This is a genomic window from Streptomyces tritici (genome assembly GCF_048500665.1).
Classification (GTDB): Bacteria; Actinomycetota; Actinomycetes; order Streptomycetales; family Streptomycetaceae; genus Streptomyces; species Streptomyces tritici.
Genome location: NZ_CP183183.1, coordinates 4,286,285 through 4,306,941, shown reverse-complemented (window position 1 = coordinate 4,306,941; position 20,657 = coordinate 4,286,285). Strand labels below are relative to the sequence as shown.

18 protein-coding genes are annotated in these 20,657 nt (G+C 73.7%); 10 read left to right on the top strand and 8 right to left on the bottom strand.

Annotated elements, in window-relative coordinates; translation table 11 throughout:
• Positions 1 to 109: 109 nt before the first annotated feature.
• Entirely contained in the window at positions 110 to 502 is a 393-nt protein-coding gene (locus ACNJ93_RS20120; protein WP_418958790.1) for a rodlin, read from the bottom strand.
• Between the two features lie 250 nt (positions 503 to 752).
• Here ACNJ93_RS20120 and ACNJ93_RS20115 point away from each other — a divergent pair, with 250 nt between their 5' ends.
• On the top strand, positions 753 to 3,968 hold the full coding sequence (locus ACNJ93_RS20115) for a tetratricopeptide repeat protein (RefSeq protein WP_418958789.1): 3,216 nt from the start codon (positions 753 to 755) through the stop codon (positions 3,966 to 3,968).
• A 125-nt stretch (positions 3,969 to 4,093) separates the two neighbouring features.
• Here the strand turns inward: ACNJ93_RS20115 and ACNJ93_RS20110 are convergent, their stop codons facing one another.
• Positions 4,094 to 4,336, bottom strand: a complete 243-nt coding sequence (locus ACNJ93_RS20110) for a hypothetical protein (protein ID WP_418958788.1) — start codon at positions 4,334 to 4,336, stop codon at positions 4,094 to 4,096.
• Entirely contained in the window at positions 4,329 to 5,210 is an 882-nt protein-coding gene (mca, locus tag ACNJ93_RS20105) for a mycothiol conjugate amidase Mca (protein WP_418958787.1), read from the bottom strand. The genes ACNJ93_RS20110 and mca overlap by 8 nt, the downstream gene beginning before the upstream one ends.
• Before the next feature lie 159 nt (positions 5,211 to 5,369).
• Here mca and ACNJ93_RS20100 point away from each other — a divergent pair, with 159 nt between their 5' ends.
• The 4 genes from ACNJ93_RS20100 (at position 5,370) to ACNJ93_RS20085 (ending at position 11,291) form a co-directional block, all read left to right on the top strand.
• A complete protein-coding gene (locus tag ACNJ93_RS20100) occupies positions 5,370 to 5,771 on the top strand; it encodes a DUF4307 domain-containing protein (RefSeq protein WP_418958786.1) in 402 nt (133 codons plus the stop codon).
• 176 nt (positions 5,772 to 5,947) lie between these two features.
• Positions 5,948 to 6,445 carry a transcription elongation factor GreA gene (gene greA / locus ACNJ93_RS20095; RefSeq protein WP_418958785.1) on the top strand — a complete coding sequence of 166 codons (498 nt, stop codon included), beginning with the start codon at positions 5,948 to 5,950 and terminating at the stop codon, positions 6,443 to 6,445.
• A 118-nt stretch (positions 6,446 to 6,563) separates the two neighbouring features.
• Complete coding sequence (locus ACNJ93_RS20090; protein ID WP_418958784.1) at positions 6,564 to 8,936, top strand: protein kinase domain-containing protein; 2,373 nt, start codon at positions 6,564 to 6,566, stop codon at positions 8,934 to 8,936.
• A 21-nt stretch (positions 8,937 to 8,957) separates the two neighbouring features.
• Positions 8,958 to 11,291, top strand: coding sequence for a protein kinase domain-containing protein (locus tag ACNJ93_RS20085; protein WP_418958783.1), 2,334 nt, complete (start codon positions 8,958 to 8,960; stop codon positions 11,289 to 11,291).
• Positions 11,292 to 11,304: 13 nt separating this feature from the next.
• Here the strand turns inward: ACNJ93_RS20085 and ACNJ93_RS20080 are convergent, their stop codons facing one another.
• The 3 genes from ACNJ93_RS20080 to ilvA form a co-directional block, all read right to left on the bottom strand.
• On the bottom strand, positions 11,305 to 12,159 hold the full coding sequence (locus ACNJ93_RS20080) for an ABC transporter permease (RefSeq protein ID WP_418958782.1): 855 nt from the start codon (positions 12,157 to 12,159) through the stop codon (positions 11,305 to 11,307).
• Positions 12,156 to 13,211: an ATP-binding cassette domain-containing protein gene (locus ACNJ93_RS20075; RefSeq protein ID WP_418958781.1), complete on the bottom strand. Its 1,056-nt coding sequence runs from the start codon at positions 13,209 to 13,211 to the stop codon at positions 12,156 to 12,158. Before ACNJ93_RS20075 ends, ACNJ93_RS20080 begins: the two co-directional genes overlap by 4 nt.
• A gap of 108 nt (positions 13,212 to 13,319) precedes the next feature.
• Positions 13,320 to 14,552: a threonine ammonia-lyase gene (ilvA, locus tag ACNJ93_RS20070; protein WP_418958780.1), complete on the bottom strand. Its 1,233-nt coding sequence runs from the start codon at positions 14,550 to 14,552 to the stop codon at positions 13,320 to 13,322.
• Between the two features lie 147 nt (positions 14,553 to 14,699).
• Here ilvA and ACNJ93_RS20065 point away from each other — a divergent pair, with 147 nt between their 5' ends.
• Genes ACNJ93_RS20065 through ACNJ93_RS20055 form a run of 3 tightly spaced genes read left to right on the top strand, consistent with a single transcriptional unit; the run spans position 14,700 to position 15,987 of the window.
• The gene (locus ACNJ93_RS20065; RefSeq protein ID WP_418958779.1) at positions 14,700 to 15,224 is read left to right on the top strand and encodes a MarR family winged helix-turn-helix transcriptional regulator; all 525 of its coding nucleotides are present in this window, start codon (positions 14,700 to 14,702) and stop codon (positions 15,222 to 15,224) included.
• A 56-nt stretch (positions 15,225 to 15,280) separates the two neighbouring features.
• On the top strand, positions 15,281 to 15,736 hold the full coding sequence (locus tag ACNJ93_RS20060; protein WP_418958778.1) for a sigma factor-like helix-turn-helix DNA-binding protein: 456 nt from the start codon (positions 15,281 to 15,283) through the stop codon (positions 15,734 to 15,736).
• On the top strand, positions 15,733 to 15,987 hold the full coding sequence (locus ACNJ93_RS20055; RefSeq protein WP_418958777.1) for a hypothetical protein: 255 nt from the start codon (positions 15,733 to 15,735) through the stop codon (positions 15,985 to 15,987). Before ACNJ93_RS20060 ends, ACNJ93_RS20055 begins: the two co-directional genes overlap by 4 nt.
• Before the next feature lie 83 nt (positions 15,988 to 16,070).
• Here ACNJ93_RS20055 and ACNJ93_RS20050 read toward each other — a convergent pair whose 3' ends face one another.
• Positions 16,071 to 17,225, bottom strand: a complete 1,155-nt coding sequence (locus ACNJ93_RS20050) for a cystathionine gamma-synthase (protein WP_418958776.1) — start codon at positions 17,223 to 17,225, stop codon at positions 16,071 to 16,073.
• 72 nt (positions 17,226 to 17,297) lie between these two features.
• Here ACNJ93_RS20050 and ACNJ93_RS20045 point away from each other — a divergent pair, with 72 nt between their 5' ends.
• Entirely contained in the window at positions 17,298 to 18,401 is a 1,104-nt protein-coding gene (locus ACNJ93_RS20045) for a hypothetical protein (protein ID WP_418958775.1), read from the top strand.
• A gap of 70 nt (positions 18,402 to 18,471) precedes the next feature.
• Here ACNJ93_RS20045 and ACNJ93_RS20040 read toward each other — a convergent pair whose 3' ends face one another.
• Positions 18,472 to 19,686 (bottom strand): FG-GAP-like repeat-containing protein, encoded by a 1,215-nt coding sequence (locus ACNJ93_RS20040; RefSeq protein ID WP_418958774.1) that lies wholly within the window; start codon positions 19,684 to 19,686, stop codon positions 18,472 to 18,474.
• Between the two features lie 137 nt (positions 19,687 to 19,823).
• Here ACNJ93_RS20040 and msrA point away from each other — a divergent pair, with 137 nt between their 5' ends.
• Positions 19,824 to 20,486: a peptide-methionine (S)-S-oxide reductase MsrA gene (gene msrA / locus ACNJ93_RS20035; protein WP_418958773.1), complete on the top strand. Its 663-nt coding sequence runs from the start codon at positions 19,824 to 19,826 to the stop codon at positions 20,484 to 20,486.
• The last annotated feature ends 171 nt before the right edge of the window (positions 20,487 to 20,657 follow it).

Genomic DNA, 20,657 nt, shown 5'->3' with positions numbered 1-20,657 from the left:
TTCCCGTCACCGCGTGATCCCGGAGCGTGCGCGGGGTACCGGAACGGGGAACGGCCCCGTTCCTCGCACTGGCTCTGCGAGGAACGGGGCCGCTACGGACGAGGGAGGCTCAGCCGCCCATGTTGCCGTTCTGGGAGAGGACCTCGCCCAGGATGTGCGACAGAGCGTCGTCACCCTTCTGCTGGACCGAGTTCTGGGTGCAGGTCTGGTTCGCCATCGGGTTGCCGAGGACGTCCTGGACGGCGACCGGGACGGCGATGACGCCGACCGGCACCTGGGCCTGGATCTTCTGGATGTCGAAGCAGTGCAGCACGCCGCCGTTGACGAGACCGAAGTTCGGGCTCATGTAGCCACCGGTCTCGTTGGCGCCGATGGACTGCTTCGACGTGTTGCCGATGATGTTGGCGGAGCCGCCGTCGTTGCCGGCCGCCATCGCCGTGGTCGCGGACATGCCGGCGACGGAGGCTGCGACTGCCGCGGTGGCGAGAACCTTCTTGATCACGAGATCGTCCTTCTTGAGCCGAGGGGCCTGGAATGCTCCGTTGGCGAAGCACGCTGATCAACTGCCCGGCCGCGGTTTGGTTCCGGGCAGTCACCCGGAAGCCTCATTCAGCAGATCAACGCCACCGAACAGGGAAGATTCGGTCAGACGCCCGACGACCCCCTCGGGCCTTCACGGGACGTCCCTCGCGCCGGCGCGCGTCACCCACGACACTTGGGGCCGGAAGCGGTAGCTCTCGGAGGGGGACGCAATGCGGGACAGCCACCGGGCCGAGGCCGAGCGGCTGTTGGCACGCGCCGTGGAGGAGGAGGTGCGCCGCTCCGGCGGCGCCCTCGACAGCACGGCGCTGCTGGCGCGCGGACGGGCCGCGCTGGACTCCATGGCGGCGAGCGCGGACGAGGAGTACACGGCGTACCGGCTGGCCCTGGAGGAGGCCGAGGCGGGCAGCCTGTCGCTGGCCGAGCGCCTGAGCGGGGCGGCCCTGGGCACTCCGTTGCTGGTCACGGCCGTCGCCGCAGCGGCCGCCGGCGCGGCGGACCTGGCACTGGGCACGGCCACCGGTACGGCGCTGGGCGCCGGGGCCGCGGCGGCGGTCGCGGGCGCCGCGGCGGCCGTGCTGAAGGCGACCGCGCCGCACTGGCCGGCCGCGCACCGCAGAGCCGGGGCGCTGGGCCAGCCCGGCGGGCCCGAGCAGCTGCGGCTGCAGTGGCTGACGGCCCTGGAGGTGCGCGGGATACGGCCGTTCCTGGACCAGCAGCGCATGCTGCGGACGGCGACCGCCGCCACGGCCGAACCGGCGGCGCGGCCCGTGCCGCGGCAGCGCGGCGGGGACCGCAGCGCGGCGGCCCGGCGGCGGCACGTACTGGAGCAGTCCTTCGCGCAACTCCCGGCCGCCGACGGGCTCTTCGCGGGCCGGCGGGCCGAGCTCGCGCAGATCACCCAGTGGGTGCAGGCGGCCCGCGCGGCGACCACGACCCGGCCGACCGTGGTCGTGCTGCACGGCGAGCCCGGCGCGGGCCGCACCACGCTCGCCGTACGCGCGGCGCACGCGCTGCGGGACCTGTTCCGCGGGGCCTGCGTGGTGGACCTGCGCGGGGCGAGCCGCGGCGAGCGGCCGCTGCCCGCCCGGGACGCGCTGCTGCACCTGCTGAACCGGCTCGGCGCCCCGCGCGACCAGCTGCTGTTCCGCGACCGCAGCTCCGCCGAGCAACAGGTGCGCCGGCTCACGGAGCTGTACCACCAGCACCTCAGCGGTCTGCCGGTGACGATCGTGCTGGACGACGCGGTGGACGCGGCGCAGGTGCGGGAGCTGCTGCCGGGGCGGTCCGACAGCCTGGTCCTGGTGACCGCGCGCGGGCCGCTGGACCTGGGCGCGGACGTGGCGGCCTCGGTGCACCACCTCGCCGTCGCGGGGCTCGACGCGGCCGGGGCGGAGGAGCTGCTGCGGGCGGCCGCGCCGTCGCCCGACCCGGGCCCGTACGACGCGGAGGCCGCCGAGCGGGTGCGGGAGCTGTGCGGCGGGCTGCCGCTGGCGCTGCGGGTGGCGGGCTCCTCGCCGGGCCCGCTGGGGCAGCGGGCCGGGCTCCTGGAGCAGTACGGGCAGGACGGCGGCGGGCCCGTCGAACGGGCCCTGGCCGCCCGGTACTTCACCGGCCTGGACGAGGACGGCCGGCTGCTGCTGCGGCGGCTCGCGCTGGCCGGGCGGGCCTCGCTCGGCGCCGCGGCGGCCGCGGCGCTGCTCGACGGCGGCGAGGCGGAGGGCGCGCGGCTGCTGCGCGAGCTGGCCGCGGCGGGCCTGATCGACCACGTCCGCGGGGACCGGTACCGGCTGCACGAGGCGGTACGGGGCTTCGCCGCGGCGCGGCTCCGGGACGAGGAGGACGGCGCGGCGGTCGCCGCCGCGCAGGAGCGGCTGATCAGGAACTACGCGGAGCTGGCCGACGCGGTGATCCGGATGGTCGACGGCAAGATGTCGACCCGCGCGGACCGGTTCGGCGGGCACGGCTTCGGCTCCCTGGAGGCGGCGCTGCGCTGGCTGGACGACGAGTCCAGCTTCATCACCGCCGCGCTGCGGCACGCGGACGGCGTCGACCAGGAGGCGGTGCTGCACCTGCTCGGCGCGCTGTGCGACTACTGCCTGCTCCGCGGCGATCTGTACCGGCTAGGCGAGATCGACGAGCTGGCCGAGGCGCTCGGGCACGGCGGCCGGCTGTCCCGTTCGGTGCAGTGGCGGACCGGTATCGCGGCCCGGCAGCTCGGCGAGCTGGACAAGGCACGCACGACGCTGACCTCGGTGGTCTCGCTGTACCAGGAGGCCCACCAGGACGCGGGCGCGGCGCTCGCGCTCTGCTCGCTGGGCATCACCCTGCACCACCAGGGCAACCTGCCGGAGGCCGCGGCCCGGCTGCGCGAGGCGCTGGAGCTGCAGGCCCCGGACTCGCTGGCCGCGGACCGGGCCTGGACGCTGCACGCGCTGGCGGGCGTGGAGCGGGACCGGGCGAACCTGGCGGAGGCGGTGGAGCTGCTGGACCGGGCGATGGCGCTGCACCGCGCCGCGGAGTCGGTGCACGGCGAGGCGTGGGCGCACTTCCAGCGCGGCCAGGTGTGGCTGCGCCGGGGCGACGTGCCGCGCGCCGAGGAGGAGCTGCGGGCCGCCCTGGAGCGGTACGGCCGCACGCACGACGGGCGCGGCGAGGCGTGGGCGCTGACCCAGCTGGCCCGGGCCCGCCTGGTGGCCGGGGACGCGTCGCCGGCCGTGGACGGGCTGCGGCAGGCGCTGTCCCGGCACCGGGAGCAGGAGGACGCCCGCGGCGAGGCGTGGACGCTGTACTACCTGGGGCAGGCCCTGGAGGAGCGCGGCGACCTGGACCAGGCGGTGCGGGAGCTGGAACGGGCCCGGTCGCTGTTCTCACGGATGCGGGACGTGTACGGGCTGGCCTGCGCCCGGCACCACTCGGGCCGGGTCACCCGGGACCTGCGCGCCGCGCAGACCGGCAACCTGCGCAACTCCGGCTTCGCCCGGCAGCTCCTGAGCGACGCCCGGCAGGACTTCCGCCGGATCGGGGTGGCCCACGGCGAGGCGTGGAGCTGTCTGGAGCTGGCCGTCGTCGACGCCGGCAACAACAAGCCGGCGCAGGCCCTGGAGCTGTGCGAGGAGGCGGCGCGGCTGTTCGCCTCGTACGGCGACCGGCGCGGCGCGGACTGGGCCGCCTTCCTGCGGGTGACGCTCCTGCCGTACGCCTCGCCCGGCGGGGTGGAGGTCGGCACGGTGGTCGCCGAGGAGGAGCTCGCGCGGCTGACCGAGGACCGTCACGACCTGCGGGATCCGCGGTTGGCGGAGTGCGCCGCGGCCTACGGGCTCGCCCTGGCGCGCGAAGTCCGCCTGGACGCCGGCTGGCAGGCCTGGCCCCTCGGCCTCACCCCGAACCGCCACGCCCGCGAGGTGATGGGCGTGGCGGTGCCGTAGCGGGGCGTGGTGGGTGGCGGCCGTGGCGGGGCCGCGCTCGACGGGGCGGCCCCCGGCCCGTCGGTCCCGGGCGGCACACCGCGCGACGGGTCCGGGACGTCCCGGGCCCGTCGCGTGGTGGCCGGCTACTCCTGCGGGGCCTGCTTCTGCTCCTGCAAGCCCGGCGTGGCGGCGGCCGGGGCCGGGGTCTCCTCGAAGGAGACGCGGCCCATGTGGCGGTTCATGGACTTCATCAGGAGCCAGACCGCGCCCGCCATCACGGCGAAGACGACGAACCCGAGGACGCCGGGCGTCACCTTGTTCTCGTCGAGCTCCTTGGCGAGCGGGACGAGCTGGGTCAGTGCGAGGTGTGCGCTCATGTCAGCCATTGTCGCGGATGCCCGCGAAGAGGTCGCTCTCGGGGAGGGAGGTGTCCACCAGAGACTTGGCAAGCTCGTACTCCTCCGTCGGCCAGACCTCCTTCTGGATCTCCATCGGCACGCGGAACCAGCCGCCGTCCGGGTCGATCTGCGTGGCGTGCGCGATCAGCGCCTTGTCACGGATCTCGAAGAACTCGGCGCACGGCACGTACGTGGTCAGCGTCCGCTCCTTGCGCTCGAACTCCTTCCAGCGCTCCAGCCACTCCCCGTACGGGGACTCCATGCCCCGGTCGAGCAGCGCGTGGTGCAGCGCCAGCGTGCGCGGCTTGTTGAAGCCCTGGTTGTAGTAGACCTTCAGCGGCTGCCAGACCGGACCGTACTCGGCCTCGGGGTACTTCTCCGCGTCCGTCGCGCCCTCGAACGCCACCATCGTGATCTTGTGCGTCATGATGTGGTCGGGGTGCGGGTAGCCGCCGTTCTCGTCGTACGTGGTGATCACCTGCGGACGGAAGGCGCGGATCTTGCGCACCAGCTCGCCGGCCGCGTGGTCGACGTCCTCCAGGGCGAAACAGCCCTCGGGCAGCGGGGGCAGCGGGTCGCCCTCCGGCAGACCGGAGTCGACGAAGCCCAGCCACTCCTGCTTCACGCCCAGGATCTCCCGGGCCTCGTCCATCTCCTTCTTGCGGACCTCGTGGATGTGCTCCTCGATGTAGGAGTCGCCCTGGAGCTTGGGGTTGAGGATGGAGCCGCGCTCGCCGCCCGTGCAGGTGACCACCAGCACGTCCACCCCCTCGGACACATACTTGGCCATCGTCGCCGCGCCCTTGCTCGACTCGTCGTCGGGGTGGGCGTGCACGGCCATCAGACGCAGCTGCTCAGTCAAGACTCGATCCTCGGTCACTGGGAACTTGAATGGGTCGCTGCCGACCCGCAGGGTCGTCGTTGCGGGGCGGCGGTCGGGTGACGGGTGGGCACCTCATATAGTGACGGAATAGGGGGCCCGAAAAATTCCGCCGTCCGGCACGCCCCGAAGGGATCGATCATGAGCGCGGTACGCGAGTCGCTGCCCGAGGGCCGTTACGGCCGCTCCGCCGACGAGCGCGCCGACCGCAAGCTCAAGGTCGCGGGGCTCGTGCTCGGGGTCCTCTTCACCGGCCTGCTGGGCTGGTTCGGCTGGCACCACGTCGTCGGGACGAAGCTCAGCGCCGAGGTGATCAAGTTCGACGTGGTCGGCGACCGCGAGGTGCAGCTGCACCTGGAGGTCCGCAAGGAGGCCGGGGCCGCCGGGACCTGCACCGTGCGCTCCCGCTCGGAGGACGGCGCCGAGGTCGGCCGCAAGGACGTCCGTTTCGACGGCCCGCGGACCCGGATCGACGAGGTCGTCTCCGTGCGCACCACCGCCCGGGCGACCACCGCCGAGCTGGTCGGCTGCACCGAGCGGTAGAAACGCCGCCGGTCCGCGACGTCAACATGGCTGACCTGCGCGGACGCTATTCTGATGACTTTTGTCCCTTCCTTTTTCGCAGCTAATTGTTAGGCTCGTGGTTTCGCCCATCCAGGAAGGCACATCCTTCTGGGTAGGGCGATGCTTTGTATTCCCAGTACCTACGAGGAGCACCTGTGACCCAGACCAGCGACAACGTCACCTGGCTCACCCAGGAGGCGTACGACAAGCTCAAGGAAGAGCTTGAGTACCTGTCTGGTCCCGCGCGTACCGAGATCGCCGCCAAGATCGCCGCGGCGCGCGAGGAGGGCGACCTGCGTGAGAACGGCGGGTACCACGCGGCCAAGGAAGAGCAGGGCAAGCAGGAACTCCGCGTCCGCCAGCTCACCCAGCTCCTGGAGAACGCCAAGGTCGGCGAGGCGCCGGCGGACGACGGCGTGGTCGAGCCCGGCATGGTCGTCACCGTCGCCTTCGACGGCGACGAGGACGACACCATGACCTTCCTGCTGGCCTCGCGCGAGTACGCGAGCAGCGACATCGACACCTACTCGCCGCAGTCCCCGCTCGGCGTGGGCGTCAACGGCAAGAAGGCCGGCGAGGAAGCCGAGTACGAGCTCCCGAACGGCAAGATGGCGATGGTCAAGATCCTCAGCGCCAAGCCGTACACGGGCTGACGGCCCGACCGAGGCGTACGGGGCCGGACCGCGGCGGCGGTCCGGCCTTCTGCATGTGCATGCAGAAGCACGTGGGATGATGCGGGCGGCCGTCACGTCCTGAGGGGGAGCGACACACGTGCTGTTACCGCTGAGCGAAGGCGCGCCCGAGCGGATCGGGCCGTACGAACTCCTGGCGCGGCTCGGCGCCGGCGGCATGGGCGAGGTCTATCTGGGCCGCACGCCCGGTGCGGCAGGCACGCACGACGGCACGTACGTCGCCGTGAAGACGGTCCGCCGGGACGTCCTCGCCGAGCCGGCCTTCCGGGACCGGTTCCGGCGCGAGATCAGGGTCGCGAGCCTGGTGTCCAGCCCGTACGCGGCCGCCCCGCTGGGCGGCGACGCGGACGCGGAGGTCCCCTGGCTGGCGACCGCGTACGTCCCCGGGCCGAGCCTCGCGCAGGCCGTGCGCCGCGGGGGCCCGCTGCCGGTGCCGACCGTGCGCGCGCTCGGCACCGCCCTCGCCCGCGCCCTCGCCGACCTGCACGCCGCCGGGGTGCTGCACCGCGACCTCAAGCCCGGCAACGTCATGCTGGCCGCCGACGGCCCCCGGGTCATCGACTTCGGCATCGCCCGCAGCAGCGGCGCGACGACCATGACGGCCACCGGGATGATGGTCGGCACGCCGTCCTTCATGTCCCCCGAGCACGTCGCCGGCGCCCGGCACGTGACCGGCGCCTCGGACGTCTTCTGCCTGGGCTCCGTCCTCTGCTACGCGGCGACCGGCGAGGACCCCTTCGGCGACGGCCCGCTGGCGGCCGTGCTGTACCGCGTCTCGCAGGCCGAGGCCGACCTGAGCCGGGTGCCGGACGAACTGCGCGAGGTCATCGCCTCCTGCCTGGCGGCCGACCCCTCCGCCCGCCCCGCGCCCGCGCGTCTGGCGGAACTCCTCGGCGGCGGGGAACGGGCGAGCTGGCCGCAGCCGGTCCTGGACCACATCGGCGAGTACGGCCGCGAGCTGGCCCAGCTGATCGCCTCGGGCGCGGCCCTCCGCGAGGTCCCCGCGGCCCCGCTCGCCCGGGACCAGCTCCCCACCCTCCCGCCGAACGCCCCCACGGTCCCGTCGCGGCCACGGAAGCCCCGCCGATCGCTGCTCGCGGCGGCCGTGGCGCTGGCGCTGGCGGCCGGCGGCGTGGGGGCGTACGTGTGGTGGCCGGAGGGGGCGGAGCCGCCGGCGGACGCGAAGCGGCCGCCGGGCCCGTCCGCGCCGCGGATCCCGGGCGTCGACGACCGGGGCCTCGCGGACGCCTCGGGCGTGGTGCCGCAGAACGCGGCGCAGCGGCCGGCGGGCTGGAAGCCCTGGAAGGCGAAACTGACCGCGCCCGCGTTCGGCTGCTCGGCCGGCGAGACGGTCCTCGTCTGCCGCACGACGGACGGGCGGTACGAGGCCCTGGACACGGCCACGGGCCGGAAGCTGTGGGACGCGGACCTGGTCAAGGACCCGCGCGACAACCGCAGCTACGTCGGCCCCACGGGCGGCGTCTTCGTCGCGGGCGCCACCGCCCGCCCCGCCGTCCACGGCGACGCGGCCGTCCTCGCCGCCGGCGAACGGCTCCAGGTGCGCGACGCCCGCACCGGCGCGGTGCGCTGGGAGAAGCGGGCGGCGGCGCAGCAGGGCGAGGGCAGCAGGCCCCTGGTGGCCGACGGCACCGTCTTCGCGGCAACACCGCTGACGCAGAAGTACGACCCCGAACAGGTCGGCATGACCGCCTTCTCGCTGAAGGACGGCAAGGAGCTGTGGTCGAAGGCCCTGACCAACGCTTCCATCGCCCGCTTCGAGATCCGGGACTTCGAGCCCGTGGCCGGCGCGCAGGGCGTCGTGTACGCCCTCGGGGACGGCGGTCTGGTCGCGTACGACGCCAAGACCGGCGCGGGGCTCGGTCAGGTCGACAAGGAGGCGGAGGACTGCGAGAAGCTCAAGGTCATGGGTGCCGTCGCGTACTGCGCGAGCACCCCGCACAACGGTGAGGAGAAAGAGCGGCTGCACATCCTCGACGCCGGAACGCTCGCGTCGAAGGGCAGCCTGCCCGCGCCGCTCGAGGAACTGCGACCGGAGGCCGTGGGCCCGGACGCGGCCGTCAGCCTCGACGACGAGGGGCTGAAGATCCACGGGCTGAAGGACGGCGCGCTGCTCGGCTCGTACGCCACGAAGGCCGCGCCCCAGGGACTGGCGCATGCCCTGTCGGCGCCGCTGCTCGCCGGCGACCAGGTGGTGTACGCCGACTACTCCGCGCTGTACACCGTGCGGCTCGGCGCGAACGGGAAGCCCGCCGGGCTGGAGGTCACCGCGGTTCCGGGAGCGCCGGGGCCGCGGGCGGAGAAGGCGCCCGACCCGATGGACGGGATGGACTACCACGACATGATCCGGTCTCCCGACGTGCTGCCGATCGGCGGGATCGCCCACATCGTGTACGACCAAGGGGTCGTGGCTTCCGTCGAACTGCCCAAGTGACCTGCTGAAAGGCCCCTTCGCATGCTCAAGGCCCTGCCCGCCGGGCAGCCCCCGCGTCTGGTCGGCCCGTACCGGCTGCTCGCCGCGCTCGGCGCGGGCGGCATGGGCGAGGTGCACCTCGCGTGCCGGGCGGACGCGCCGACCGCCGATCCGCAGCTGATGGTCGCGGTGAAGACCGTCCGCGCGGACCTGGAGGTCGACGGCGACTTCCGCACCCGGTTCCGGCGCGAGATCACCGCCGCCCGCGCGGTGAGCGGCCCGTACGCGGCGCGGCTCGTCGACGCCGACGCGGACGCGGCGGTGCCGTGGCTGGCGACCGAGTACGTGCCCGGGCCCTCGCTCGCCGAGGCGGTCACCCGCACCGGGCCGCTGCCGGTGGAGGCCGTACGGGCGCTGGGCGCGGCGCTGGCCCGCGCGCTGGAGTCGGTGCACACGGCGAAGGTGCTGCACCGGGACCTCAAGCCCGCGAACGTGCTGCTCGGGGCCGCCGGGCCGAAGCTGATCGACTTCGGCATCGCGCAGGCCTTCGAGGCGACGGCGCTGACGTCGACCGGTCTGGTCGTCGGCTCGCCCGGCTTCATGTCGCCGGAGCACCTGGTCGGGAGCCGGGCCGTGGTGCCCGCGTCGGACGTGTTCTGCCTGGGCGCGGTGCTCGCCTTCGCGGCGAGCGGGCGCGGGCCGTTCCACGACGAGGAGATGGCCTCGGTGATCTTCCGGATCAGCCGGGCGCAGGCGGAACTTGACGGTGTGCCCGTCGAGTTGCGGCCGGCGATCGAGCGCTGTCTGGAGCTGGATCCTGCCGAGCGGCCGACGGCGGCGGAACTGGCGGCCCTGCTGGGCGGCGAGGCGCCGACGACGTTCCCGTGGCCGTCGGGGGTACTCTCCCTCCTCGCCGAGTACGGGGACGCGGCGCGGCGGATCGGCGCGGCGGCGGCGTCCGGCGCGGGCGTGGCGGACCTCCCGACGATCGGCCCGCAGGTGCCGTACTCCCCCACGGACGCGGGCTACCGGCCACCGGCGGCGTCGTCGCCGCCCGAACACCGTCGCCGATGGGCGGCGATTGCTGCGAGCGCCGTGGCGGTCACGGTCCTGGTGGCCGGAGGCGTGGTGCTGTTCAACAGCCGAGGCGAGCAGGGGGGTTCGACGGGCGGCGCGGCCGGGCCCACGGCCTCGCCGAGCGGCGGGCCGAAGACCCCAGCGGCGCTCAGCCAGGTGGTGCTGCCGTACGGCGGCGAGGGCCACGGCGGCGACTTCGGCAAGGCGGCCACGGACCGGGCCTCCCGGCCGGCGGGCTGGTCGCCCTGGAAGACGCAGGTCGTGGCGGGCACGGAGTCCTGCGCCCTGGCCCCGAAGGTGCTGCTGTGCGCGGGAAGCGGCGGGTCGGCGGTGGGGCTGAGCGCGGCCGACGGCCGGAAGCTGTGGGCGGTACCGGCCCAGGAGACCCCGGGCGGGGAGGGCTTGTACGCGACCGCCGGTTACCCGGCCGTCGTCGGGGATACGGCGTACGTATCGGGCCCGGACGGGGTGACGGCGTACGGCCTCGAGGACGGGAGACGGAAGGGCCGGGTCGGCGCGCCCGGGGGCGACTGGGCGGTGAAGGGCTCGGACCTGCTCGACGGGATCCTGTACTCGACGTACATCCACCTGAGCGACGAAGGCAAGGGCCTGGTCACCGCCCTGAAGCTGACGGGCGACGGCGGCAGGGAACTGTGGCGGCACGAACTCGACGGCCTTCCGGAGCAGCCGGTCGCGGCCGGCGGCCGTGTGTACGTACCGGTCGGCGTCACGCCCGTCGCGCTCGACGCGGGCACGGGCGAGGAGACCGCACGGGCCGCCGAGGACCTCAACTGCGGCAGGCTCGTCGTCCGCGGGCAGCACGTGCTGTGCTCGCCCTCGCAGGACCAGGGCGTCCCCGTGCTCGACGCCCGGACACTGCGGCAGCAGCGGACCCTGGGCAGGGGGCTGACGCTCGCGGGCGGCCCGGCGGTGAGCGAGGACGGGCTCGTGGCCGTGCTCGCCGGCGAGAGGGGCCGGACGGTCGTCACCTACGACCTGGAGAGCGGTCGGGAGCGGTGGCGTGCGGACGTGCACTGGCAGTACACGGTCGGCACGGGTCCGCTGACGCGGGTCTGGTTCGTCGGCGACCGGCTGGTCGTCGGCGGGCGGCAGCACGTGCACACCATCCCGGTGTCCGGGCCGACCGGGAAGCGCGAGGAGGAGTTCGAGACGTTCGTGGCCGACCTCCCGGAAGGCGTCGACGAGTCGGAGCTGTCCTCCACGGAGGCGCTGGCCGCCGGAGGGGCGGTGTTCCTGCCCTTCTCCGGCGGCCTGGTGCTCTCGGGCTACCTGCCCTGACCGTCCTCGCGCCTCACGCCGTGGCCGAGCGGTACTTGCGGACCGACAGGGTGCGGAAGACGACGATGATCAGGAGGGACCAGAGCAGCGAGGCCCAGACCGGGTGCTGCATCGGCCAGGCGTCGGACGGGGAGACGCCCGGGTTGCCGAAGAGTTCGCGGCAGGCCTGGACCGTGGCGCTGAAGGGGTTCCACTCGGCGATCGGCTGCAGCCAGGACGGCAGCTTGCTGGAGTCGACGAACGCGTTCGAGATGAACGTGACCGGGAACAGCCAGATCAGGCCGCCGGACGTGGCGGCCTCCGGCGTACGGACCGAGAGGCCGATCAGCGCGCCGATCCAGGAGAAGGCGTAGCCGAGCAGCAGGAGGAGGGCGAAGGCGGCCAGCGCCTTCGGGATGCCCTCGTGGATCCGCCAGCCGACGAGCAGGGCGACGATCGCGAGGACGACGAGCGTGAGCGTGGTCTGCACCAGGTCGGCGAGCGTGCGCCCGGTGAGGACCGCGCCGCGGGTCATCGGCAGGGAGCGGAAGCGGTCGATCAGGCCCTTGTGCATGTCGTCCGCGATGCCCGCGCCGGCGCCGGCCGTCGCGAAGGTGACGGTCTGCGCGAAGATGCCGGCCATCAGGAACTCGCGGTACACCTGCGGCGAGGTGGAGGCGCCGATCTGCATGGAGCCGCCGAAGACGTAGCTGAACAGGACCACGAACATGATCGGCTGGATGAGCCCGAAGATGATCATCTCGGGGATGCGGGTCATCCGGATCAGGTTGCGCTTGGCGACGACCAGCGAGTCGGAGACCGACTGGCCGAGGCCGCCGCGCGCTTGCGGGGCCGTCCGCTGCGGGACGGTGTCGCCGAGAGCGGTCATCGGACGGCCTCCTTCACACGGCGGGCGTCGCCGTCGTCCCCGCCGCCCCCGTCGTCCCCCTCGTCCTCGTCCTCCGCGCGCTCGGCGGCGTGCCCCGTCAGGGAGATGAACACGTCGTCGAGCGTCGGGCGGCGCAGGCCGATGTCGTCGATCTCCACGCCGACGGTGTCGAGGTCGCGGATGACCTCGGCGAGCAGCTTCGCGCCTCCCGCGACCGGGACGGTCAGTTTGCGCACGTGCCGTTCCACGGACACCGCCCCGTCGCCGGTGCCGACGCCGTCTCCGGCGCCGGCCGGCCCGTACCGGGCGAGGATCTCGCGGGCCGGTTCGATCTGCTCGGGCCGGTGGACGACGACCTCGACGCGCTCGCCGCCGGTCCGGGCCTTCAGCTCGTCGGAGGTGCCGCGGGCGATGACCCGGCCGTGGTCGACGACGCAGATGTCGTGCGCCAGGTGGTCGGCCTCCTCCAGGTACTGGGTCGTCAGGAGCAGCGTCGTGCCGCCCGCGACCAGCTCCTGGATGATGCCCCACAGCGCCTGCCGGTTCCGTGGGTCGAGGCCGGTGGTCGGCTCGTCCATGAACATCACCGGCGGGGAGACGACCAGCGCGGCCGCGAGGTCGAGCCGGCGGCGCATGCCGCCGGAGTACGTCTTGGCGGGCCGGTCGGCGGCGTCGGCGAGGTGGAAGCGCTCCAGGAGCTCGTCCGCGCGGACCTTCGCCTCCTTGGCCCGCATCTGATAGAGCCGGCCGACCATCTGGAGGTTCTCGCGGCCGGTCAGGTACTCGTCGACGGCGGCGAACTGGCCGGACAGGCCGATGGAGCGGCGTACTTCGTTGGGGTGCCGGAGCACGTCGATCCCGGCGACCACGGCGCGGCCGCTGTCGGGCTGGAGGAGCGTCGTGAGCACGCGCACCGTGGTGGTCTTGCCCGCGCCGTTCGGGCCGAGCAGGCCCAGGACCGTGCCCTCGGGCACATCGAGGTCGACGCCGTCCAGAGCTCGTACGTCACCGAAGGTCTTCACCAGACCCTCGGCGTATATCGCGCCTGGCATGTGGGTACTCCCAGGGATTCGGGCGTTTCCGCCCAAGTCTAGGGAGACCGGACGCACCTCGCCCAGCGAACGCACGACTCCGCCGGCCCCGGGGGCGCTCGGGGCGGATCAGCCCGCCATCACCACGTAGCCCGCCTCGCGGAGGGCCGACTCGACCTCCGCGCAGTGCTCCGGGCCCTTCGTCTCCAGGTGCAGTTCCACCTCGACCTCCGTGAGGCCCAGGCGCGGGTCGGTGCGGACGTGGCCGACGTCGAGGACGTTCGCGTCCACCTCCGACAGCACGCCCAGCAGGTTCGCCAGCACCCCCGGCCGGTCAGTGACCCGCAGCCGCAGGCTCAGGTACCGGCCGCCCGCCGCCATGCCGTGCCGCAGGATCCGCTGGAGCACCAGCGGGTCCACGTTGCCGCCGGACAGCACCGCCACCACCGGGCCCTGGAACGCGCGGGGCTCGCTCAGCAGCGCCGCGACGGGGCTCACCCCGGCCGGCTCCACCACCAGCTTGGCCCGCTCCAGACAGAGCAGCAGCGCCGAGGACAGCTCGTCCTCGGAGACCGTGCGGACCTCGTCCACGTACTCCTGGATGATCCGGAACGGCACGTCGCCCGGCCGGCCCACCTTGATGCCGTCGGCCATCGTCGCCGGCGCGTCGACCGACACCGGATGCCCGAGCGCCAGCGACGGCGGGTACGCGGCCGCGCCCTCCGCCTGCACGCCGATCACCTTCACGTCCGGCCGCACCGACTTCACCGCCAGCCCGATCCCCGCGGCGAGCCCGCCGCCGCCCACGCCCACCAGGATCGTGCGGACCTCCGGGCACTGCTCCAGGATCTCCAGGCCCACCGTGCCCTGCCCGGCGATGATGTCGGGGTGGTCGAAGGGGTGGATGAACACCGCCCCCGTCCGCTCCGCGTACTCCTCCGCCGCCGCCAGCGTCTCGTCGACGACATGCCCCTGGAGCCGTACCTCCGCCCCGTAGTCCCGGGTCGCCGCCACCTTCGGCAGCGGGGCGCCGACCGGCATGAAGACCGTCGCGTGCACCCCGAGCAGCGAGGAGGCGAGCGCCACACCCTGCGCGTGGTTGCCGGCCGAGGCCGCGACCACCCCGGCCGCCCGCTGCTCCGGCCGCAGCCCGGCGATCCGCACGTACGCGCCGCGCAGCTTGAACGAACCGGTCCGCTGGAGGTTCTCGCACTTGAGGTGCACCGGGGCCCCGACCAGCGACGACAGGTACCGGCTGCCCTCCATCGCGGTCGTCCGGGCGACGCCCGCGAGCATCTTCTGCGCGCCCCGCACGTCGTCGAGGATCAGGGGGTGCAAGGGGTCAGGCGCACGGTAGCTCATGACCGCAAGTCTCCCAGCTCACCGGCCCTCCGGCCGCCCCGCGACCACGCGTCCGAGCGGGTTTGCCCAGCCCTGGTACGGACCCCCGTCCGCACGCGTACTCTGTCCCCCACCAACCCGACCACGCACGAGAGAGCCACCACAGCCATGCCCACGTCTCAGGACATGACGACGGAGCTCGACCCCGGTCTCCTCGATGCCCTCCAGCACCAGGTGGCCGTCTTCGCGCGGCGCGCCGAGCAGACCCGGCTCGGCGGCACCGGCCAGCTCCGCAACTCCATGGACCGCGCCGCCTACCTGCTGCTCAACCGGCTCGACCAGGAAGGCCCTATGGGCGTCAAGGCGCTCGCGGCCGGCATGGGGATCGACTCCTCCACCGTCACCCGCCAGGTCGCCCCGCTCGTCGACACCGGCCTCGTCAAGCGCACCTCGCACCCCGAGGACGGCCGCGCCGTCGTCCTGCAGCTGTCGCCGCGCGGCCAGGCCCGCCTGGAGGAGGTCCGCTCCTCGCGGCGCGAGCTGATGGCCCAGGTCACGGAGGGCTGGACGCCGGACGAGCGCGCCTCGTTCTGCACCCTGCTCACCCGCTTCAACTCGGCCCTGTCCGCGCGCCAGTCGGGCCTGCCCGCCCAGACCGACGCCAAGGCTCCGGAGCCGGGCCGGGAGTCCTGATCCCCGCCCGCGCGCGAGTATTGACCTGAACCGCACGCCTGTCCTCATATGAGGACGTGGCAGACCGACGCGGTGATCAACCCCACCGCCACCGACGCGAGTTCGAGGCCTTCGTCGCAGGAGCCGGCGGCCGGCTGCTGCATGCCGCCACGCTGCTCACCGCCGAGCCCCCGGCCGGCAACCCCCGGGCCCGCGCCCTGCTGACCGACGCCCTCGCCCACACCTACGCCCACTGGGACCGGCTGCGCGGCGAGGACCCGTACGACCGGGCCCGTACCGAACTCGCCACCCGCTTCGCCCGCGCCGCCTGGCGGCACCACCGCGGGCAGGGGGGCGTGCTGTCCGCGCTCACCCCGCAGGAACGGCTGATCGTGGTGCTCCGGCTGTACGAGAACGTGGCCGAGGAGCAGACCGCCGCGATCCTGGGCCTTCCGACGGACCGCGTCCGGGCGGTCTGCGCCCGCGCGGTGGCGGCGCTGCGGCGGCCGGCGCCGGGGCGGGCGGCCTCGTGAGCCGGGCCGGCGACCGGCGCGACGAGGAGATCCGGCGGCTGCTCGGCGGCTCCGGGCCTGCGGCCCCGCCCGCCGACCTCACCGCCCGGGCCGTGGCCCGCGGCTCCCGGCTGCTGCGGCGCGAGCGCCTGCTGCGCCGCCTCGGCTGGGCGCTGCTCGCCGCCGCGCTGCTCGCCTTCGCCGTCTGGGCGGCCACGACCCGCCCGTGGGAGGGCCCGATGCCGACGACACCGCCGGTGGAGGGGTGGTAGGGCGGGCGCGGTGAGGACGAACGGCGCCGGGCGTACGGGGGCCGGGCGCCCGCGTGGGGCGCCCGGCCTGTGTGCCGTACGGGTCAGGCCAGCGCCTGGCGCAGGTCGGCCAGCAGGTCCTCGATGTTCTCGATGCCGACGGACAGGCGCACCAGGTCCGCCGGGACCTCCAGGGCGGAGCCGGCGACGCTGGCGTGCGTCATCCGTCCCGGGTGCTCGATCAGCGACTCGACGCCGCCGAGCGACTCGCCCAGCGTGAACAGCTTCGCGCGGTTGCAGACGTCGACGGCCGCCTGCTCGCCGCCCTCGACGCGGAACGACACCATGCCGCCGAAGTCCTTCATCTGCTTCACCGCGACCTCGTGGCCCGGGTGGTCCGGCAGGCCCGGGTAGAGGACCTTGGTGACCTTCGGGTGCTGGGCCAGCATCTCGACGACCCGCGCGGCGTTCTCGCTGTGCCGGTCCATGCGGACGGCCAGCGTCTTGATGCCGCGCAGCACGATCCACGAGTCGAACGGACCGGCCACCGCGCCCATCGCGTTCTGGTGGTACGCCAGTTCCTCGCCGAGCGCCTCGTCGGCGGTGACCAGCGCGCCGCCGACGACGTCGGAGTGCCCGCCCATGTACTTGGTCAGCGAGTGCACGACGATGTCCGCGCCCAGCGACAGCGGCTGCTGGAGGTACGGCGAGGCGAAGGTGTTGTCGACGACCAGCTTCACGCCGGCCTGGCGGGCCACGCCCGCGACGGCGGCGATGTCGGTGATGCCGAGCAGCGGGTTCGAGGGCGTCTCGACCCAGATCAGCTTGGTCCGCTCGTTGACCGCGGCGCGCACCGCCTCGATGTCGGAGGTGTCGGCGACGGAGAAGTCGACGCCCCAGCGCTGGACGACCTTGGCGAAGAGCCGGAAGGTGCCGCCGTACGCGTCGTTCGGGATGACCACGTGGTCGCCGGGCACGAGCAGCGCGCGCAGCAGGCAGTCCTCGGCGGCGAGACCGGAGGCGAAGGCGAGACCGCGGCGGCCGCCCTCGAGGGCGGCGAGGTTCTCCTCCAGGGCGGTGCGCGTGGGGTTGGCGCTGCGGCTGTACTCGTAGCCGCCGCGCAGCCCGCCCACGCCGTCCTGCTTGTACGTGGACACCTGGTAGATGGGCGGGACGACCGCGCCGGTCAGCGGGTCGGCGGTGTTGCCCGCGTGGATGGCGCGGGTCTCGAAGCTCTGGTGGCTGTGCTGGTCGCTCATGGTCAGGAGCGTAGTCCGGTGAAGGGGGCACCGCCGCCCGTACGCCCGCCGGGTGTCCTGGACAATGGACGCATGGAGATTCTGTGGGTCCTGCTCGCGCTGGCGATGCTGTTCGCGGTCCTCGGTCCGGTCCTTCGGCGGCGCCGCGGCGGTATCCGGCTCGCGCTGCCCGGTTCGCCCGACGCGGCCGACCCGGAGGCGTACGGATTCCTGCGGCAGGAGCAGCAGGACGTACGCATGCCCGGCCCCGACCACGACCTGGTGGACGTCCTGAACGTCGTGCAGCGGACGCAGGACTGGCGGGCCGCCTCGCAGCTGCTGGCCGGTACGGACAAGGCCGACGAGCTGCGCTGGCAGCGGGTGCAGGCGTTCGCCGGGGCGGCGTCGCTGGAGCTGCGGGAGCGGCCGGGCGCCGGCGGCGCGTGGCTGCGGTCCTGGCGGGCGGAGCAGCCGAAGGACGCGGGCGGCGCGGCGGTGCACGCGGAGTTCCTGGTGCAGCAGGCGTGGCGGACGTCGACGCCCGGGACGGACGAGTTCCGGATCATCCTGGAGGAGGCCCGCAAGGCCTGCGGCGAGGCGGCGCTGCTCGCGCCGGGCGACCCGGTGCCGTACATCGTGGAGCTGGCGGTGGCCCGCGGGCTCGGCTACCCGCCGGAGCAGTTCGACCGGATCTGGGCGCAGGTGATCGACCGGGCGCCGCAGCACATGGGCGCGCATCTGGCGGCGCTGCAGTACTGGTGCGAGAAGTGGCACGGCTCGCGGGACGAGGCGGACCACTTCGCGACGACGGCCGCGGCCCGCGCCCCGCACGGCTCGCTGCTGGCGGCCCTGCCGCTGTTCGCGGTGTACGAGCACCTGCCCGAGGTGAACCTGGTGCAGAGCTTCTACCGGAGCGAGGTCGTGACGAAGGCCGTCGAGGGCGCGCTGTACGCGGTCCACTCGGCCCGCGCGGACGACCCGATGCTGGCGCACGTCCGCCACCTGCTGATCATGTTCCTGATCCGCTCGGAGCGCTGGGCGGAGGCGATGCACCAGCTGGTCCACGTCGACGGCCACGTGGGGGCGCTGCCGTGGACGACGGTCGAGGACCCGGCGGCCGAGTACGTCCTCCACCGCAACCTGGCGGTCGCCGGCTACGAGGCCAACGGCGGCAGCCCGGCGACGCTGCCGCACTGAGGCTGAGACCGGTACGGGAAGGGGGCGCGGTTCTCGGAGGAACCGCGCCCCCTTCTTCGTCCGCGTGGGCTCAGAAGGCGGTCTCGCGGGGGTCCCAGTCGTAGTCGACGCCGTCCTCGGCCAGGGAGCCCCAGCCGTTGTTCCGGTACAGGGTCAGCAAGGGGGCGTCCTTGCCGTACAGGTCGCCGTACCTGCCGTCCCCGTTGACGTCGCCCAGCCCGAGGATGCGCTCGAACCGCTTCCAGCCGCTGCCGATCTGCTTGCGGGCGCCGACGCCTCCGTTGCCCTTGCCCGGGTACAGCCACAGGTTCCCGGAACCGTCGCGGGCGACGAGGTCGTTCCTGCCGTCGCTGTTCACGTCGCCGGCCCCGACGAGGGCGGTCATGCCCTGCCAGCCGGAGGTGCCGATCTGCTTGCGGGGTTCGAGGGTGCCGTTGGCGCGGCCGGGGAACAGCCAGAGGCGGCCGCTGGAGTCGTTGGTGACGACGTCGCCCCGGCGGCCGTCGCCGTTGAAGTCGCCCACGGCGGTGACGTTGCGCAGGGTCGACCAGCCGACGCCGATCTGCACGCGCGGCTTGAGCCCGCCCGTGCCGTTGCCGGGGTACATCCACAGCACGCCGTTGCCGTCCCGGGTGACGAGGTCCTCGGCCCCGTCGCCGTCCCGGTCGCCGTGCCGCTGGAGCACGTTCATCGAGTTCCAGCCGACGCCGATCCGGGTCGCGGTGCCGTCGCCGCGCTGGAAGTAGAGGGCGCCGGTGACCGTGCGGAAGAGCAGGTCCGTCACGCCGTCGCGGTTGAAGTCGCCCAGGGGCTGGGCCTCCTGCCGTCCCCAGGACGGCGAGTCCCAGACCATGTACGGCACGCCGCTCATGCACTCGTGGGACGTGCGGGCCAGCCGGAAGGAGCTGACGTTGTCGGCGAGCCGGCTGTTTGCGTCCTGGTACGGCGTGAGGTCGATGCCGTCGCTGGACGTGCCCGTCTCCAGGATGACGTGGCGCACGCTGTCCGTGTAGGCGTGGTTCGGCTGGCTGTAGACGCAGGCGTGCAGGCCGGTGCGGTTGCGCATGCCCGCCGCCCAGTTGTCGTACGCCCCCAGCGTCGCCATGGTGCCGCTGTACGTCGCCATCGCGCCGGTGCCGTCGGCGTGGTCGAACAGACAGAACCGGCCGGCCGGGCACCGGTCGAAGCCGGACGCCGCCTGGGCCGCCGGTGTTCCTGCGGCCAGCAGACCCAGCGCGGTGAGACCGGCGACGACCGCCGCTCTCATCGAGAACTTCATGCTCATGTACCCCCTCTGACCCCATGCCCCCCACGGGCATCGAATGGCTGAACGGTACACGTCACACCGCGGCGGGCCTGCGGGAATCTCCCCCCGGCCCCCCGCGTTGTCATGGAGGCCCCGAGCTGTCGAGGAGATGCCGCATGTACCTGTCCCGCACCCCCGTCCTCCCCACGCCCGAGCAGGCGCTGAAGGGCCGCTCGGAACCCGAGTTCGCGGTGCCCGAGCGCCACACGGTGCTCGGCAACCCGCTGCTGGGCCCGTACCCCGAGGGCCTGGAGGTGGCGGACTTCGGCCTGGGCTGTTTCTGGGGCGCCGAGCGCAAGTTCTGGCAGACCGAGGGCGTCTGGACGACGCTCGTCGGCTACCAGGGCGGCTACACGCAGAACCCCGCGTACGAGGAGGTCTGCTCGGGCCTGACCGGCCACACGGAGGTCGTCCGCGTCGTCTTCGACCCGCGGCAGGTCTCGTACGAGCAGCTCCTGAAGGTCTTCTGGGAGGCCCACGACCCGACCCAGGGCTTCCGCCAGGGCAACGACGTCGGCACGCAGTACCGCTCGGCGATCTACACCCACTCCCCCGGGCAGGCCGCCACGGCGGAGTCCTCCCGCGCGGCGTACCAGCGGGTCCTGACGGGCTCCGGCCACGGCGAGATCACCACCACGATCGCCCCCGCCGCCGACCGCCCCTTCTACCCGGCCGAGCCGTACCACCAGCAGTACCTCGACAAGAACCCGAACGGCTACTGCGGCATCGGCGGCACCGGCGTGAGCTGCCCGATCGGCGTCGCGAAGGCCGAGGGGTGACCGCGGTCGCCACCTCGGCGCCGCTCGCAGCCCTGTGGCGGGACCGGCGACCGTCGGGCCCGCCCCTCGCCCACACGTTCCGCGGTACGTACGCGGATCGCTGGGTGCGCTTCCACAGCCTTCCGGGCTCGAAGCGCTACTGACGACTCCCTGCGACGGCAGGAAGGACCA